This is a genomic window from Roseovarius roseus, from assembly GCF_043355935.2.
In the GTDB taxonomy this organism is placed as follows: Bacteria; Pseudomonadota; Alphaproteobacteria; order Rhodobacterales; family Rhodobacteraceae; genus Roseovarius; species Roseovarius roseus.
This window is the reverse complement of record NZ_JBHFPE020000001.1, coordinates 583242-598792: the sequence shown is the minus strand read 5'-3', so window position 1 is coordinate 598792 and position 15551 is coordinate 583242. Positions and strand designations below refer to the sequence as shown.

Genomic DNA, 15551 nt, shown 5'->3' with positions numbered 1-15551 from the left:
GCCGCCCTTTTTAAGAAATGCATTCACGCAAATTTAGCCATTTTCGCGCGGGGAAGTCCTTGCCCCCCGCGCGCCGCAGCGTCATTCTGCCCCCCGAGGTTGAAAGCGGCAGGGGACTGCCCCAAATTAATCGACAGATGGAGAGGGCATGGTCGCCGCCGAGCGGGGCCTGACCCTCTTGCCAATAAAGGGCCGGACAGAATTCCGGACCGATGCATAAGGATAGAGCATGAAAGAGCCCCTCAATTCCTCGTACCCGGTGCTGCCGCTGCGCGATATCGTGGTGTTCCCGCACATGATCGTCCCGCTGTTCGTGGGCCGTGAAAAATCCGTGCGCGCGCTGGAAGAGGTGATGGCCGATGACAAGCAGATCCTGCTGTCCAGCCAGATCGACCCCAGCGTCGACGACCCGGATGCCAAGGGTATCTACAAGGCTGGCGTGCTGGCAAATGTGTTGCAACTGCTGAAACTGCCCGATGGCACCGTCAAGGTGCTGGTCGAAGGCGTCGCACGTGTGCGCATCACCGAATACATCGACAACGACGACTTCTTCGAGGCGCGCGCCGAATATCTGACCGAGATGCCGGGCGACGCGACCACCATCGAGGCCCTGCTGCGCAGTGTGACCGCCGAATTCGAGCGCTATGCCAAGGTCAAGAAGAACGTGCCCGAAGAAGCGCTGACCGCCGTGTCTGACGCCGATGATCCAGCGCGCCTGGCCGATCTGGTGGCCGGGCATCTCGGCATTGAGGTTGAGCAGAAGCAGGAGCTTCTGGAGACGCTGAGCGTGAGCGAGCGGCTGGAGAAGGTCTACGGCCTGATGCAGGGCGAGATGAGCGTTCTGCAGGTCGAGAAGAAGATCAAGACCCGCGTCAAATCGCAGATGGAGCGCACTCAGCGCGAATATTACCTGAATGAGCAGATGAAGGCCATTCAGAAGGAGCTGGGCGATGGCGAGGACGGCGAAGGCGAGATCGCCGAGCTGGAAAAGCGCGTCAGCGAGACCAAGCTGAGCAAGGAAGCGCGCGAGAAGGCCGACGCCGAGCTGAAGAAGCTGAAAAACATGAGCCCGATGAGTGCCGAGGCGACCGTCGTGCGCAACTACCTCGACTGGATGCTGTCGATCCCGTGGGGCGTGAAGTCCCGCGTGAAAAAGGATCTCAGCCGCGCCGAAAAGGTGCTGGACGATGACCATTATGGCCTCGAAAAGGTCAAGGAGCGGATCGTCGAGTATCTCGCTGTCCAACAGCGCTCGAAAAAGCTGAAAGGCCCGATCATGTGCCTTGTCGGCCCTCCGGGCGTGGGCAAGACCAGCTTGGGCAAATCGGTCGCCAAGGCGACGGGGCGCGAGTTCATCCGCATCAGCCTCGGCGGGGTACGCGACGAGTCCGAGATCCGTGGCCACCGCCGGACCTATATCGGCTCGATGCCGGGCAAGATCATCCAGGCGCTGAAAAAGGCCAAGACGACCAATCCGCTGATCCTGCTCGACGAGATCGACAAGATGGGGCAGGACTTCCGCGGCGATCCGGCCTCGGCCATGCTCGAGGTGCTTGACCCCGAGCAGAACGGGACGTTTGTCGATCACTATCTGGAGGTGGAATATGACCTCTCGAACGTGATGTTCCTGACCACGTCGAACAGCTACAACATGCCGGGGCCGCTCATGGACCGCATGGAGATCATCCCGTTGGCTGGCTATACCGAGGACGAAAAGCGCGAGATCGCCAAGCAGCACCTGCTGTCGAAACAGGTCAAGAACCACGGCCTGAAGAAGGGCGAGTTCGAGCTGACGGACGAGGCGCTGACCGACATCATCCGCTACTACACCCGCGAGGCGGGCGTGCGAAACCTTGAGCGCGAGATCGCCAAGGTGGCGCGCAAGGCCGTGACCAAGATCATCAAGAAAGAGGTCACCTCGGTCAAGGTGACGCCGGAAAACCTCAGCGACTTCCTGGGCGTGCGCAAGCACAAGTTCGGGCTGGCCGAGGATGCCGATCAGGTCGGCGTTGTCACGGGCCTCGCCTATACCTCGGTTGGCGGCGAGCTTTTGAATATCGAAGCGCTGCGCCTGCCGGGCAAGGGCCGGATGAAGACCACGGGCAAGCTGGGCGACGTGATGAAAGAGTCGATCGACGCGGCCAACTCCTATGTCCGCTCGGTCGCGCCCGCCATCGGGATCAAGCCGCCACGGCTGGAGAAGTGGGACATCCACGTCCACGTCCCTGAGGGCGCAACGCCCAAGGACGGGCCGAGCGCGGGCCTTGCGATGGTGACCTCCATCGTGTCGGTTCTGACGGGCATTCCGGTGCGCAAGGATATCGCTATGACCGGCGAGGTGACGCTGCGCGGCAATGCGCTGCCCATCGGCGGGCTCAAGGAGAAACTGCTGGCGGCGTTGCGCGGCGGGATCAAGACCGTTCTCATCCCACAGGAGAACGAGAAGGACCTGACCGAGATCCCCGACAACGTGAAGCAGGGGCTGGAGATCATCCCGGTGACCCATGTGCGCGACGTGCTGCGCCTCGCTCTGACCCGCGCGCCCGAGCCCATCGAATGGGACGAGGCCGCGGAAGAGGCGGCCGCCGCCGAGGCGGCGCTGAAGGCAGGCCCCGAGGGGACGAGCGCGACCGCGCACTGACCTGCCCGGTGCCTGAGGCCAGATGACACAGCAAATGGGGCGCCCCGATCAGGGCGCCCCATTTTACTTTGGTAGGCCCATCATCGCGGGCGTATCAGTTGGCGCTGACCAATGCGGTGATGAAAATCAGCGCTGTCAGGGAAATCGCGACCATCTCGGCCTGATTGGCCGAAGAACTGGCTGTCTCGGCTTCGATCACCGCAGGCTCCATCACCGGCTCGGACAGGTTACCAGCCGCGACGGGTGCTGCTGCAATCGTGAAAGCGGCAATTGCCGCGATGTGGATCTTTTTCATATTGGGTCCCCAAGGTTAACCGCGCTGAATAGTGTTTTCGTTACATTCCGCGCGTTCCCCGTGACCGAGATGCGGCGCAGCATGCGTCATCGACAGTTGCAGCATCCTAACGTTGGGTCAAGCGGGGCACGGCAGGATCAAAGCGGTGTGTGCATTGAAGCCACACGCTCCAGATCGCGCGCAAGGGCGCGATAGGTCTTTTCGGCGCGCTGGATGCGCCCTGGGGGCAGGCTTTTGTTTTCGACCCGGATCAGCGCCTCGAAGCCCAGAAAGAAGGGCAGGGTCGCGCCGCGCTCGGTAGCACCCATCTCGAAGGCGTCCGCGAACGCCTCAAGGCAAGTTCGGTCCACGCCGAGCCAGCTCTGCCCGGACAGACGCAGCCCGCGGCGGCCCATATGCATCGCAAAGCGCGCGATGTCCTTGGCCACGGGCAGGCAACGCGATCCGCCCAGATCGATGGCGGTCAGGCGCGTGCCTTCGACGATCAGATTGTTGGGGTGGTAATCGCCATGACAGATCGCTGTGCGCCACGGCTCGGCCGCGACGAGAGGGGCAATCCGCTCCATCTGGCGCAGGATCTGCAGTTCGAGCGCGCGCAACGTCTCGAACGGTTGCTGCGCCGAGGCCCGGGCGGCGCGGGCGATCCACTTGTCCGGTTGCGGGGCGTGCCACTCCTCGCTGATCCGCGTGCTGGCGCGCAGCCACCCGGCCGCCGGCCCCAGCCATGCGGCGCGTTCCGGCGGATCGAGGCTGTAAAGCAGCTCCAGCAGAGGGGTGCCTGCGGCCTCCTCCTGAACGATCAGCCCCGCTTCGGGGGCAATCAAGATGGGCTCGGGGATGCGCAGATCTCCGGTGGACATATGCGGCCAGAGGCGCTGCATCTCGTCCCATTCGCGCAGCGCATCGTCCTGATCTGGCGTAAAGTGTAGGCGCAGGATGACGCGCCGGCCGTCGAGCGTGCCGCGCAGAATGGCGCGTTTGCCCGTCACATGGCGGATCAGGTCCGTCACCTCCAGCGCCTCCAGACACGGCGCTTCGCGGCGGGCAGCGTCAAGACGCGCCGTGATCCAACTCGTCGCGTCAGGATCCGGGGTCGGGGGCAGGGGCGCGCTCATCCGCGCAGTCAAGCGCAGGGGCGCGGCGCGGTCAACTCAAATGGCGCGCCTGCCGATTGAACCCCTGCGGCGGCCCGTCTATGGTGCCGACATCATCCGCCGAATGACCCGGAGTCCAGACCGAAAGGCCCCCATATGAGCGAGACACCCGTTGCAGAAATGACTTTCGAGCAGGCCATGGCCGAGCTGGAACAGGTGGTCGGGCGGCTTGAGCGCGGCGACGTGGCGTTGGACGAATCCATCACCCTCTACGAGCGCGGTGCGGCCTTGAAGAAACGCTGCGACTCCAAGCTGAAAGAGGCAGAAGAAAAGGTGGCGGCAATTACGCTCGACAGCGACGGAGAGCCTGCGGGCCTCAAGCCCGTGGACGGGCTCTGAGCGCCGTGCAGCACGAGATCAACGAGGATCTCGGCGCAGCGCGCGCGGCGATCGAGGCGCATCTGGCGCAGGTTCTGGCCCCTTTTGGCGAGGGCGATGTAGCGCAGGCGATGCGCCATGCGACGACGGGCGGCAAACGCCTGCGCGGCTGCCTTGTGCTGGCCTCCGCGCGGCTGCACGGCGTGCCTGAAACCCAGGCGATCTGGCCCGCGACCGCCATCGAGGCGATGCATGCCTACAGCCTTGTCCACGACGATCTGCCCTGCATGGACGACGACGACGCGCGCCGCGGCCAGCCGACCGTGCATGTGAAATGGGACGAGATGACTGCCGTTCTGACTGGCGACGCGCTGCAGGCTCTGGCGTTCGAGCTTGCAGCGCATCCGCAGGCCGGCAGCGCGGAGGTGCGCGCCGAGCTGGCGCTGAGCCTTGCGCGGGCTGCAGGCGCCCAGGGCATGGTGCTTGGCCAAGCCCTTGATATGGCGGCTGAACGTCCGGGTGCGGAATTGACACTTGACCAGATCAGCGCTCTGCAACAGGGCAAGACCGGCGCGCTTTTCGAATGGAGCGCCGCCGCGGGCGCGCGCATGGCAGGGGGTGATCCCGCGCCGCTGATCCGCTATGCGGCGGCGATGGGGCAGGCCTTCCAGATCCATGATGACGTGATCGACGTCACCGGCGATGCCGCCGCCGCTGGCAAGGCCGTGGGCAAGGATGCGGCGGCCGGCAAGGCAACCTTCGTGTCGCTGCTGGGCCTTGATGGGGCCCGCGCCCGCGCATCCGCGCTGGTTGACGAGGCGATCGGCGCGCTATCTGCTTATGGAGAGGGCGCGGGTCCCTTGCGGCGCATCGCGCGCTTCGCTATCTCGCGTGACAGTTGACCTGACGCCCCGCCACCTGACGCCCCGAGGAGGGGCAATGCCATGACGACCGATCCCAGCACGGCGCCCAAGACGCCGCTCCTTGACCGTATTTCGGGCCCCTCGGACATGAAACGGCTGAGCGATGGCGAACTGTCGCGCCTCGCAGATGAGTTGCGCGCCGAGACCATCCATACGGTGTCGCAGACCGGTGGGCATCTGGGCGCGGGCCTTGGGGTGGTCGAGTTGACCGTCGCGCTTCACGCCATCTTTGACGCGCCGCGCGACAAGATCATCTGGGATGTGAGCCACCAAAGTTATCCGCACAAGATCCTGACCGGCCGCCGCGACCGGATGAAGACCCTGCGCCAGAAGGACGGCCTCAGCGGCTTTACCAAGCGCAGCGAGAGCGCTTATGACCCGTTCGGCGCCGCCCATTCCAGCACCTCGATCAGCGCCGCGCTCGGCTTCGCCGTGGCGCGCGATCTGGGCGGGGCCTGCGAGACCGGGCATGGCGATGCGGTGGCAATCATAGGCGACGGGGCGATGAGCGCGGGCATGGCCTTTGAGGCGATGAACAACGCAGGCGCCCTTGGCAAGCGGATGTTCGTGATCCTTAACGATAACGAGATGTCCATTGCGCCGCCCGTGGGCGCACTCTCGTCTTATCTTTCGCGCCTCTACGCGGAGCAGCCCTTTCAGGAACTGAAGGCGGCGGCCAAGGGCGCCATTTCTCTGTTGCCCGGCCCGTTTCAGCAAGGGGCGCGGCGCGCCAAGGAAATGCTGAAGGGGCTGGCCGTTGGTGGCACGCTCTTCGAGGAGCTTGGTTTTTCCTATCTCGGGCCCATCGACGGCCATGACATGGAGCAGTTGCTGCCGATTCTGCGCACCGTGCATCAGCGCGCGACGGGACCTATGCTGATCCATGTGCTGACGAAAAAGGGCAAGGGATACGCCCCCGCCGAGGGTGCCGACGATGGCGGCCACGCGACCGCAAAGTTCGACATCGCCACCGGCAAGCAAAGCAAACCACCCAGCAATGCGCCCAGCTATACCTCGGTCTTTGGGCGCGAACTGGTGGCCCATGCCAGCCGCGATGATCGCATCGTGGCGGTGACGGCCGCGATGCCCGATGGCACCGGCCTTGGCCTCATGGCCGAGCGCTATCCGTCGCGCTGTTTCGATGTCGGCATTGCCGAGCAGCATGCGGTGACCTTTTCCGCCGGGATGGCGGCGGGCGGGCTGCGCCCGTTCTGCGCGCTCTACTCGACCTTCCTTCAGCGCGGCTACGATCAGGTGGTGCATGACGTGGCCATTCAGCGCCTGCCGGTGCGTTTCGCGATTGATCGCGCCGGGCTGGTCGGCGCCGATGGCGCGACCCATGCGGGCAGTTATGACGTGGCTTTCCTAGCCAATCTGCCCGGTTTCGTGGTGATGGCCGCCGCGGACGAGGCCGAGCTGGTGCATATGGTGGCCACCGCCGCCGCGCATGACGAGGGGCCTATCGCCTTCCGTTACCCGCGCGGCGAGGGCGAAGGCGTGACCATGCCCGAGCGCGGCGAGGTTCTGGAGATCGGCAAGGGCCGCATGATCGAGGAGGGCAGCCGCGCCGCGATCCTCAGCTTCGGCACGCGTCTGGGCGAAGTGCGCAAGGCGGCCGAGGCGCTGCGCGCGCGCGGCATCACGCCCACCATCGCCGATGCCCGCTTTGCCAAGCCGCTGGACCGCGAGATGATCCTGAAACTCGCCGCGGATCACGAAGTGCTGATCACGGTCGAGGAGGGCGCAGTTGGCGGTTTCGGCAGCCATGTGGCGCAGCTTTTGTCCGATGAGGGCGTCTTCGATCACGGGCTGAAGTTCCGCTCGATGGTTCTGCCCGACATCTTCATCGATCAGGCCAGCCCCGCCCACATGTATGCCGTCGCGGGGATGAGCGCGGCCCAGATCGAGACGAAGGTGCTGGAGTTGCTGAATATCTCGCAGATCGCGGACAAGCGCGCCTGATAATTTCAGGCCGCTTTACCTTTTCTTGACCGGACTCCGTCATATCTTGGGAAGTATGACCCTGATCCGCATTCTTCTTGCCTGCCTCATGCTGACCCCCGCCGCCCATGCCCAAACGCTGGAGGGACCTGATGGCCCGCTATCCGTGACGTCGATGGCCGAGGGGCTGGAAGGGCCGTGGTCCTTCGGTTTCCTGCCGGATGGCAGCGTTCTGATCACGGAAAAACAGGGACGGCTCTGGCAAGTCAAAGATGGGCAGAAGGTTGAGATCGGCGGGGTCGGACCGGTTGCGCAGGTCGGGCAGGGCGGTTTGTTGGACGTCTTGATCCCGCGCGATTTTGCACAGACGCGGCAGCTATATTTCAGTCATGCGCTTGATCAGGGGTCAGGCGCCGGCACGGCCTTAGCCGTTGCCATATTGCCGGATGGCGCCAATGCTCTGCAGGACTGGCGCGTGATCTACCAGATCGCCGAGGGCAGCGATGGCGGCATCCATTTTGGCTCGCGTCTGGTCGAGGCGCCCGATGGTCTGATCTACATGACAGTCGGCGAGCGGGGCGATCGCCCCGCGGCGCAGGATCTGAGCCGCGAGAACGGCAGCGTGCTGCGCCTGACGCGTGACGGCGATCCCGCACCGGGCAATCCTTTCGTCGGGCAGGAGGGCGCGCACCCGGCGATCTGGTCCTACGGGCACCGCAACCCACAAGGCGCGTCGCTGGACTTGAACGGCAATCTTTGGGTCAGCGAGCATGGCGCCAAGGGCGGAGACGAGATCAACCGCGTGCGCGAGGGGGCAAATTACGGCTGGCCCGTCATCTCATACGGCACGCATTATTCAGGCGCATCCTTTCCGGGTGGCACCGAGCAGCAAGGAATGGAGCAGCCCGAATTCTACTGGGATCCCAGCATCGCACCGTCCGGTCTGATGATCTATTCCGGCGCGTTCTGGCCGGAATGGGAGGGCGATTTCTTTACCGGCTCGCTCAAATTCGGCTTCATCTCGCGGCTCTCGGGCGATCCCCTGCGTGAGGAGCAGCGCCTTGAAAGCGATGAGACCGCGCGGTTGCGCGACATCCGCGAAGGTCCGGACGGGGCGATCTGGTTTCTCAGCGAAGGGCAGGGCGCGCTTTACCGCATGACGCCCTGACCGATCTCAGACTGGCAGCCGGGACGAGTGTGAGCCACGCTCCCGGTAAGGCGTCGTGTTGTAATGCGCGCGGTAGCATTTCGAGAAATGCGAGGGCGACGAAAACCCGCAGGCGAGCGCGACATTGATCACCGTCATGTCCGTCTGCATCAGCAGGTTGCGCGCCTTTTGCAGCCGCAGCTCCATGTAATACCGCTTGGGAGAGCGGCTGAGGTAGCGCCGGAAAAGCCGCTCGAGCTGGCGCGTCGACATGCCGGCATCCTGCGCAAGGGTCGAGGGACTGATCGGCTCCTCGATATTCGCCTCCATCATCTGGATAACCTGGCTCAGCTTGGGGTGGCGCACGCCGATCCGCGTCGGCACCGACAGGCGCTGCGTGTCCTGATCAGTGCGGATCGACGAATAGATCAGCTGATCGGCCACGGCATTGGCCAGCTTTTCGTCATGGTCCTTGGCGATGATGCTGAGCATCAGGTCGATGGAGGACGTGCCGCCCGCCGTCGTCATGCGCGTACCGTCCACCGTAAAGACGGATTTGGTCAACATCACCTCGGGGAATTCCTCGGCAAAGCTGTCGTGGTTTTCCCAATGGATCGTCGCGCGTTTGCCATCCAGCAACCCCGCGCGGGCCAGAAGGTAGGACGCGGTGCAAAGCCCGCCCATGGTCAACCCGCGCCGCGCCTCGCGGCGCAGCCAGTTCAGCACCTTCTTGCTGGCGGCCTGCTGAATTTCGATGCCGCCGCAGACCAGCACAGTATCGTCGCGGCTGAGCTCGCCCAGAGGGCCATCAAGCTGAAAGCGTGCGCCAGCCGAGCATGCGACGACGTCCTCGCTGTCTCCGATGACCGACCATTCATACAGGGTTTTTTCGGCCATCCGGTTGGCGATACGCAGGCATTCGACCGCGGCCGCAAAGCTGAGCAAGGTAAAATTGTCGATCAGGACAAAGACGAAACGGCGCGGCGGCGTCCGCGACATGCCCGTGCCGGATGGAATAGTGCGCTGATTGCTGGTCATGCTGGCGCCCTCCGGCTGCGCATTGGATATACGGGTGTTCCACGAAAATAACGTATTTGACAAGAGATGCGGGGCATAATTGACACCGCGCCCGCATTATTCGTGTGGCGCCGGGGCGATGGCTTTGCTATGCAGCCGTCTCAGAATTGCCTAAGGCGGAGAGGATGTCATGGCTGAGTGGACAAAATCCGACTGGCGCGCGAAACCGCGCGTACAGATGCCCGAATACACCGATTCAGACGCGCTGGAAGGCGTCGAGGCCCGGCTGGCACAGTATCCTCCTCTGGTCTTTGCGGGCGAGGCGCGCCGCCTCAAGGCGCAGTTGGGCGCGGCATCGCGCGGCGAGGCGTTCCTGCTGCAAGGCGGCGATTGCGCCGAGGCGTTCGACCAGTTCAGCGCTGACGCGATCCGCGATACGTTCAAGGTGATGCTCCAGATGGCGATGGTGCTGACCTTCGCGGCCAAGGTGCCCGTCGTCAAGGTGGGCCGCATGGCGGGCCAGTTCGCCAAGCCGCGCAGTGCCCCGACCGAGACGGTGGACGGTGTCGAGCTGCCCAGCTATCGCGGTGACATCATCAATGAGCTACCCTTCTCCGAGGCCGCGCGCATTCCCGATCCGGCCAAGATGCTGCAGGCCTACACGCAGTCGGCGGCCACGCTGAACCTGCTGCGCGCTTTCTCGAAGGGCGGTTATGCCGACATGAACAAGGTCCATAGCTGGACCCTGGGCTTTACCGAGGGCGAAAAAGCCGCGCGTTACCGCGAGATGGCGGGCCGGATCACGGATGCGCTGGACTTCATGCGGGCCGCCGGCATCAACAATGGCAGCACCGAGGCGCTGCAGACGGTCGATTTCTATACAAGCCACGAAGCGTTGCTGCTGGAATACGAAGAGGCGCTGACGCGGCTTGATTCGACGTCCGGCAATTGGCTGGCCGGGTCGGGCCACATGATCTGGATCGGTGACCGCACGCGGCATCCGGACGGCGCGCATGTCAATTTCGCCAGCGGCGTGCTGAACCCGGTCGGTCTGAAATGTGGCCCCTCGATGACCGAGGATGATCTCAAGGCGCTTCTGGCCAAGCTGAACCCCGAGAATGAAGCGGGGCGTCTGACGCTGATCGCGCGGTTCGGGGCGGGCAAGGTCTCCGAGCATCTGCCGCGCCTCATCCGCACGGTGCAGGCCGAGGGAGCCAATGTGGTCTGGGTTTGCGATCCGATGCATGGGAACACGATCAAATCCGCCTCCGGCTACAAGACGCGGCCCTTCGATGCGGTGCTGCGCGAGGTGCGTGAGTTCTTTGCCGTGCACAAGGCCGAGGGCACGACCCCCGGCGGCGTACATTTCGAAATGACCGGCCAGGACGTCACCGAATGCATCGGCGGCGTGCAGGCGGTGACCGATGAGAACCTCAGTGACCGGTATCACACCGCGTGCGATCCGCGCCTTAATGCGTCGCAGTCGCTTGAGCTGGCCTTCCTGGTCGCCGAGGAGCTGTCGGCCCTTCATGACGAGCGGCGCGCCGAGGCGGTCTGACCGCTCGCAACTGAGGACATTGCCAAGGGCGCGCGGGCTAACCCCCGCGTGCCCTTTTTCTGAGAGCAATCGACTCGGGGCGGCCGCCACATCTCCCCGCATATAATTGATAATGTGCCTAATTCTTGTGCAGGCAACGCAAAGGCGTCCCGAATATGCGGCAATGCAGCGAAAAATATGCAGTTGCAGCAAATCAACATTGCCGCATCGCAGCAGACCATGCTTATCTTGAGAGGCAAAGGGTTCAATACGATACCTCCTCCCATCGTGAACCTGACGCAAGATACGCGCGAGGCGGCTCCTCCCTCCTTGTGCGTAGAAAATGACAGGCTGAACCCGATATCCTCCTCCCATCGGTTGCAGTCGATAAGAAACGGTCCAACAGGGCACGGCCGGGCGGTTAGACCGCTCGGCCGCTTTGTGTTTCGGGCTGCGTTTTGTCGGGAGCGGTTGAAAGCCCGCGTTCAGGTCGTCAGCGCTCAGCTTTTGACGAGGCGCAGATAGGGGCGCTCGGACGCGCGGCGGGCCGGTGCGGTCTTGGGCAGGCGCGCGTTTTCCGCACGCTCAGGCTCGGCCGGAAGGAGGCGGGGACTGGCATCGGGGTTGGCGCTGCTCTCCAAGGGCGTGACGGTCGCCTGCGCAATCTCGAATCGGCGCGGCCCGCGCCCGATCGCGCCGGTGCTGATCAGGCATCCCAGCGCGCGCGAGATATCGCCCAGATCGCTGCGCAGCGGCATCATCAGCAACGCGCCTTTCAATTCAGGCGCGCCGGGGCGTGCGGCGCTGATCAGCGACAGGCGCAGCGTCGCGGGGTGATCGAACAGCCAGACAAGGTGACCCGCCAATTCATCGCGCGCGCCCGGCTCCAGAAAGGCGCTGATCGGCATGCCGCGCACCTCCATGCCCATGAGGTCCGTCAGATGGCCGCCCGCGATACGCAGACGCGCCAAACCTGGCGCGATCCGCTCGGCAATAAAGGCATTGCTTAATAAATCCTCGATCCCGCGCGGGTCAATATCCGAGCGGCGCGGCACAATGGCACCGCGGCGCATCTTGCGCCAATAGGCCTCGAAGGCCGCGAGGGAGGAGGCGTCGGAGTCAGGCTGGACGGTCGGGCCGGGCGGGCGTCCCTGGAAATCTTTGCTCATGTCCTGCACCTCTTACTACCTTACACGCCTTGCGTTCTGGCCACGGCCCGTACCTGTCGGGCTTGTGACGACGATGCCGATTAACCAATCGGCTCGCTCTCCGGTTCCCCCATCGCTGCCCCATTCCGCTCGACAACATGCCGACTCGGAGCCGCTCAAAGGGATCTCGCACATTTCGCATTATGACATGGACGCATCGGCATTTGTCTAAAATCCGATCTAACTGGTTAATCTTTGCCGATGTGGGCGACCGCAGTCTGAACCTCTGCGCCGCTTGCCTCGCGGGCGGCGGGGGCTTAGGACGGAGGCCCAAAGGCGGGGCAACCCGTTGCCGCAGTATGAGGGCGCCATGTCAGCCGAACCCAGGATCAACTCCATGACCGCCTTCGCCACGGGCCGCGGCACCGCGCCCGGCCATGCCTGGACGTGGGAGCTCCGCAGCGTCAACGGCAAGGGCCTTGATTTGCGACTGCGCGTGCCTGACTGGATCGCGGGGCTGGAGGCCGGGCTGCGCGCGCGCCTGTCGGAGGCGATGACGCGCGGCAATGTCACCCTTTCGCTGCGCGTCCAGGCGGCGGAGACGGGCGGGCGCATGTCCGTCAATGCAGCTCAGCTGGAGGCCGCTTTGGACGCCATGGCCGAGGTCGAGGCCCGCGCGATGGCACGGGGCCTGTCTCTCGCACCCGCGCGCCCCGGCGATGTTCTGGCCGTCCGCGGCGTTCTGGAAACCGCCGCAGTGGAGGAGACGGACACCGTCGCCCTCTGTGCCGCCATCATGGCTGATTTCGACGCGGTTCTGGCCGATTTCCTGCAGATGCGTGCGCAGGAAGGCGCCGTGCTCGCTACGCTGCTAAGCGCCCATCTGAATGAGATCGCGCGCCTGACCTCCGACGCTGCCAGCGCCGCCGAAGCACGGCGCCCCGAAGCCGCCGCCGCCCTGAGGGCGGCCCTCGCACGCGTCATGGAAGACGCGAACGGCGCCGATACCGATCGCGTGGCCCAGGAATTGGCCATGATTGCCGTCAAATCGGACATCACCGAGGAAATCGGCCGCCTCGAGGCCCATATCGCCGCGGCCCGCACGCTCTTGGCCGCGGGCGTCCCGGTGGGGCGCAAGCTGGATTTTCTCACGCAGGAGTTCAACCGCGAGGCCAACACGCTCTGCGCCAAGGCAGGGTCGACCCCGCTGACCGCGATTGGTCTGGCGCTGAAAGCGGCGGTGGACCAGCTGCGCGAACAAGTTCAGAATGTCGAATGAAGGAAGACCCATGGCAAACAGACGCGGCCTTTTGATCATCCTGTCTTCGCCCTCGGGCGCGGGCAAATCCACCCTTTCGCGGCGCTTGCGCGAATGGGATGAGAACGTCCTTTTTTCGGTGTCCGCAACCACCCGTTCGCCGCGCGCCGGTGAGGTCGATGGGCAGGACTATCACTTCCTGACCGATGAGGCGTTCCGCCATGATGTCAACCACGGCGACATGCTGGAACATGCCTATGTCTTTGGCCACTTCTACGGCTCGCCCAAGGGACCAGTCGAGGAGGCGATAAATCAGGGCCGCGACGTGCTGTTCGACATTGACTGGCAGGGCGCGCAGCAGATCCAGAATTCAGATCTTGGCAAACATACGCTCTCGATCTTCATCCTTCCGCCCTCCATTGCCGAGCTTCGCCGCAGGCTGGAATCTCGCGGACAGGACAGCCCGGAGGTGATTGCCAAGCGCATGCAGAAAAGCTGGGACGAGATCAGCCACTGGGCCGAGTACGATTACGTTCTGACCAATGACGATCTGGAGGCCACCGACGCCAAGCTCAAGCAGATCATCGCCGCCGCGCGCCTGCGCCGCATTCAGCAACCCGCGCTGACCGAACATGTGCGCGGCCTTCAAATGGAGTTCGAGGAACGCTCATGACACTCTATATTTTGGACGGGCACAGCCCCGAAACGCCTGCGGATAACGATTACTGGGTCGCGCCGGGCGCGCATGTGATCGGACGCGTCACGCTGCACCCGGGCAGCTCGATCTGGTTCGGCGCCACGCTGCGCGGCGACAATGAGATGATCACGCTCGGCACGGGATCGAACATCCAGGAAAACTGCGTGCTGCATACTGATATGGGCTATCCACTGAAAATCGGGCAGGGGTGCACGATCGGGCACAAGGCGATGCTGCATGGCTGTACCATTGGCGACAACTCCTTGATTGGCATGGGCGCTACAGTGCTGAACGGGGCGCGCATCGGGAAAAATTGCCTGATCGGGGCAGGGGCGCTGATCACCGAAGGCAAGGAGATCCCGGATGGCAGCCTTGTCGTGGGCGCGCCGGGCAAGGTGGTGCGCCAGCTGGACGAGGCAGCGATTGAGGGGCTGCACCAAAGCGCGCTGCATTACCAGCAGAACATGCGCCGCTTTCGCGCCGGGCTGACCGCGCTGGACGCACCGGAAAATTGAATTTTCCGGGGACGGAATTCGGACGAATTTCGTCTATCGCGGTAGCAGTTCATCCTCGCCGATTTGCGTCGCCAGCCAGTCACGGAACTTGGTCAATGCGCCATCCTCGGCCTTGCTCTCGGGCCAGATGAGGTAATAGGCGCCGGGGCTGGGCGTGGGCCCGCCCCAAGCCGGAACAAGCCGGCCGGCCTCCAGATCCCCCAGCGCCAGGTATTCCGGCAAAAGCGCCACGCCCAGCCCATGCAGCGCCGCCTGCGTAATGGTTGCGAACTGGTCATATACCGTGCCAGGCACCCGCGCCACAGGCACACCCTGTGCTGCAAACCAGGCACGCCACGCATCGGGGCGCGTTTCAATATGAAGCAGGGGAAGGTCCAGAAGATCACGCGCGGATTGGGGCGCGCGGGCTTTGATGACTTCGGGCGCGCAGACCGCGATGACAGCCTCGCCTCGCAGCCGCATGGACGCGGTGCCCGGCCAGTCGGCGGTTCCGAAATGTATCGCCGCATCAAAGGGTTCGACTGCGAAGTTGAACGGTTTGATCCGAGTCGAGAGGTTCAGCGTGACCTCTGGATGTGCGCGGGCGAAATCGGGCAGGCGCGGCACCAGCCAACGCATGCCGAAGGTCGGTAGGATCGCCAGGCTCAGCGCGCCACCTGTCGGGTTCACGGTAAGCTTCATGGAGGCCTGTGCGATCTGACCCAGCGCCGCGCGCACCTCGGCCGCGTATTGCACGGCATCGGGCGTCAGACCCATGCGCCGCCCAGACTTGACCACCAGCGTCACGCCCAACTGATCCTCGAGCGCTTGGATCTGGCGGCTGACGGCACTTTGGGTCAGGGCCAACGCCTCGGCGGCGGCCGTGGCGCTGCCCAGCCGGTCCAGCGCCTCGAGCGCGCGCAGGCTGGCAATGGAGGGCAAGAAGCGGCGGGGCAGGGCCATCTATTCCGTTTCCTCATG

Annotated in this window: 14 protein-coding genes; 9 read left to right on the top strand and 5 right to left on the bottom strand. The window is 64.2% G+C overall.

Features of this window, described 5'->3' with window-relative positions:
* Positions 1–229 precede the first annotated feature (229 nt).
* Positions 230–2641: an endopeptidase La gene (lon, locus tag ACEWPL_RS03050; RefSeq protein ID WP_393934612.1), complete on the top strand. Its 2412-nt coding sequence runs from the start codon at positions 230–232 to the stop codon at positions 2639–2641.
* A 94-nt stretch (positions 2642–2735) separates the two neighbouring features.
* On the opposite strand, the gene ACEWPL_RS03045 is transcribed toward lon, so the two are convergent.
* Together ACEWPL_RS03045 and ACEWPL_RS03040 are read right to left on the bottom strand one after the other, a co-directional pair.
* Positions 2736–2936: a hypothetical protein gene (locus ACEWPL_RS03045; protein WP_393934613.1), complete on the bottom strand. Its 201-nt coding sequence runs from the start codon at positions 2934–2936 to the stop codon at positions 2736–2738.
* 137 nt (positions 2937–3073) lie between these two features.
* Positions 3074–4051, bottom strand: a complete 978-nt coding sequence (locus tag ACEWPL_RS03040) for an aminoglycoside phosphotransferase family protein (protein WP_393934615.1) — start codon at positions 4049–4051, stop codon at positions 3074–3076.
* A 135-nt stretch (positions 4052–4186) separates the two neighbouring features.
* Here ACEWPL_RS03040 and ACEWPL_RS03035 point away from each other — a divergent pair, with 135 nt between their 5' ends.
* Genes ACEWPL_RS03035 through ACEWPL_RS03020 form a run of 4 tightly spaced genes read left to right on the top strand, consistent with a single transcriptional unit; the run spans position 4187 to position 8440 of the window.
* Positions 4187–4429, top strand: coding sequence for an exodeoxyribonuclease VII small subunit (locus ACEWPL_RS03035; RefSeq protein WP_393934617.1), 243 nt, complete (start codon positions 4187–4189; stop codon positions 4427–4429).
* A 5-nt stretch (positions 4430–4434) separates the two neighbouring features.
* On the top strand, positions 4435–5310 hold the full coding sequence (locus tag ACEWPL_RS03030) for a polyprenyl synthetase family protein (protein ID WP_393934619.1): 876 nt from the start codon (positions 4435–4437) through the stop codon (positions 5308–5310).
* Positions 5311–5352: 42 nt separating this feature from the next.
* A complete protein-coding gene (dxs, locus tag ACEWPL_RS03025) occupies positions 5353–7293 on the top strand; it encodes a 1-deoxy-D-xylulose-5-phosphate synthase (RefSeq protein WP_393934620.1) in 1941 nt (646 codons plus the stop codon).
* Positions 7294–7348: 55 nt separating this feature from the next.
* The gene (locus tag ACEWPL_RS03020; RefSeq protein WP_393935363.1) at positions 7349–8440 is read left to right on the top strand and encodes a PQQ-dependent sugar dehydrogenase; all 1092 of its coding nucleotides are present in this window, start codon (positions 7349–7351) and stop codon (positions 8438–8440) included.
* A gap of 6 nt (positions 8441–8446) precedes the next feature.
* Here ACEWPL_RS03020 and ACEWPL_RS03015 read toward each other — a convergent pair whose 3' ends face one another.
* On the bottom strand, positions 8447–9457 hold the full coding sequence (locus tag ACEWPL_RS03015) for a GlxA family transcriptional regulator (protein ID WP_393934621.1): 1011 nt from the start codon (positions 9455–9457) through the stop codon (positions 8447–8449).
* Positions 9458–9626: 169 nt separating this feature from the next.
* On the opposite strand from ACEWPL_RS03015, the gene ACEWPL_RS03010 reads away from it, so the two are divergent.
* Positions 9627–10994 (top strand): class II 3-deoxy-7-phosphoheptulonate synthase, encoded by a 1368-nt coding sequence (locus ACEWPL_RS03010; RefSeq protein ID WP_393934622.1) that lies wholly within the window; start codon positions 9627–9629, stop codon positions 10992–10994.
* Positions 10995–11473: 479 nt separating this feature from the next.
* Here ACEWPL_RS03010 and ACEWPL_RS03005 read toward each other — a convergent pair whose 3' ends face one another.
* A complete protein-coding gene (locus tag ACEWPL_RS03005; RefSeq protein WP_393934624.1) occupies positions 11474–12142 on the bottom strand; it encodes a PAS domain-containing protein in 669 nt (222 codons plus the stop codon).
* A 376-nt stretch (positions 12143–12518) separates the two neighbouring features.
* On the opposite strand from ACEWPL_RS03005, the gene ACEWPL_RS03000 reads away from it, so the two are divergent.
* Genes ACEWPL_RS03000 through ACEWPL_RS02990 form a run of 3 tightly spaced genes read left to right on the top strand, consistent with a single transcriptional unit; the run spans position 12519 to position 14591 of the window.
* Positions 12519–13400 (top strand): YicC/YloC family endoribonuclease, encoded by an 882-nt coding sequence (locus ACEWPL_RS03000; RefSeq protein ID WP_393934626.1) that lies wholly within the window; start codon positions 12519–12521, stop codon positions 13398–13400.
* Between the two features lie 10 nt (positions 13401–13410).
* Positions 13411–14052: a guanylate kinase gene (gene gmk / locus ACEWPL_RS02995; protein ID WP_393934627.1), complete on the top strand. Its 642-nt coding sequence runs from the start codon at positions 13411–13413 to the stop codon at positions 14050–14052.
* Positions 14049–14591, top strand: a complete 543-nt coding sequence (locus tag ACEWPL_RS02990; protein ID WP_393934629.1) for a gamma carbonic anhydrase family protein — start codon at positions 14049–14051, stop codon at positions 14589–14591. Before gmk ends, ACEWPL_RS02990 begins: the two co-directional genes overlap by 4 nt.
* A 33-nt stretch (positions 14592–14624) precedes the next feature.
* On the opposite strand, the gene ACEWPL_RS02985 is transcribed toward ACEWPL_RS02990, so the two are convergent.
* On the bottom strand, positions 14625–15533 hold the full coding sequence (locus ACEWPL_RS02985) for a LysR family transcriptional regulator (protein WP_393934631.1): 909 nt from the start codon (positions 15531–15533) through the stop codon (positions 14625–14627).
* Positions 15534–15551: the final 18 nt, after the last annotated feature.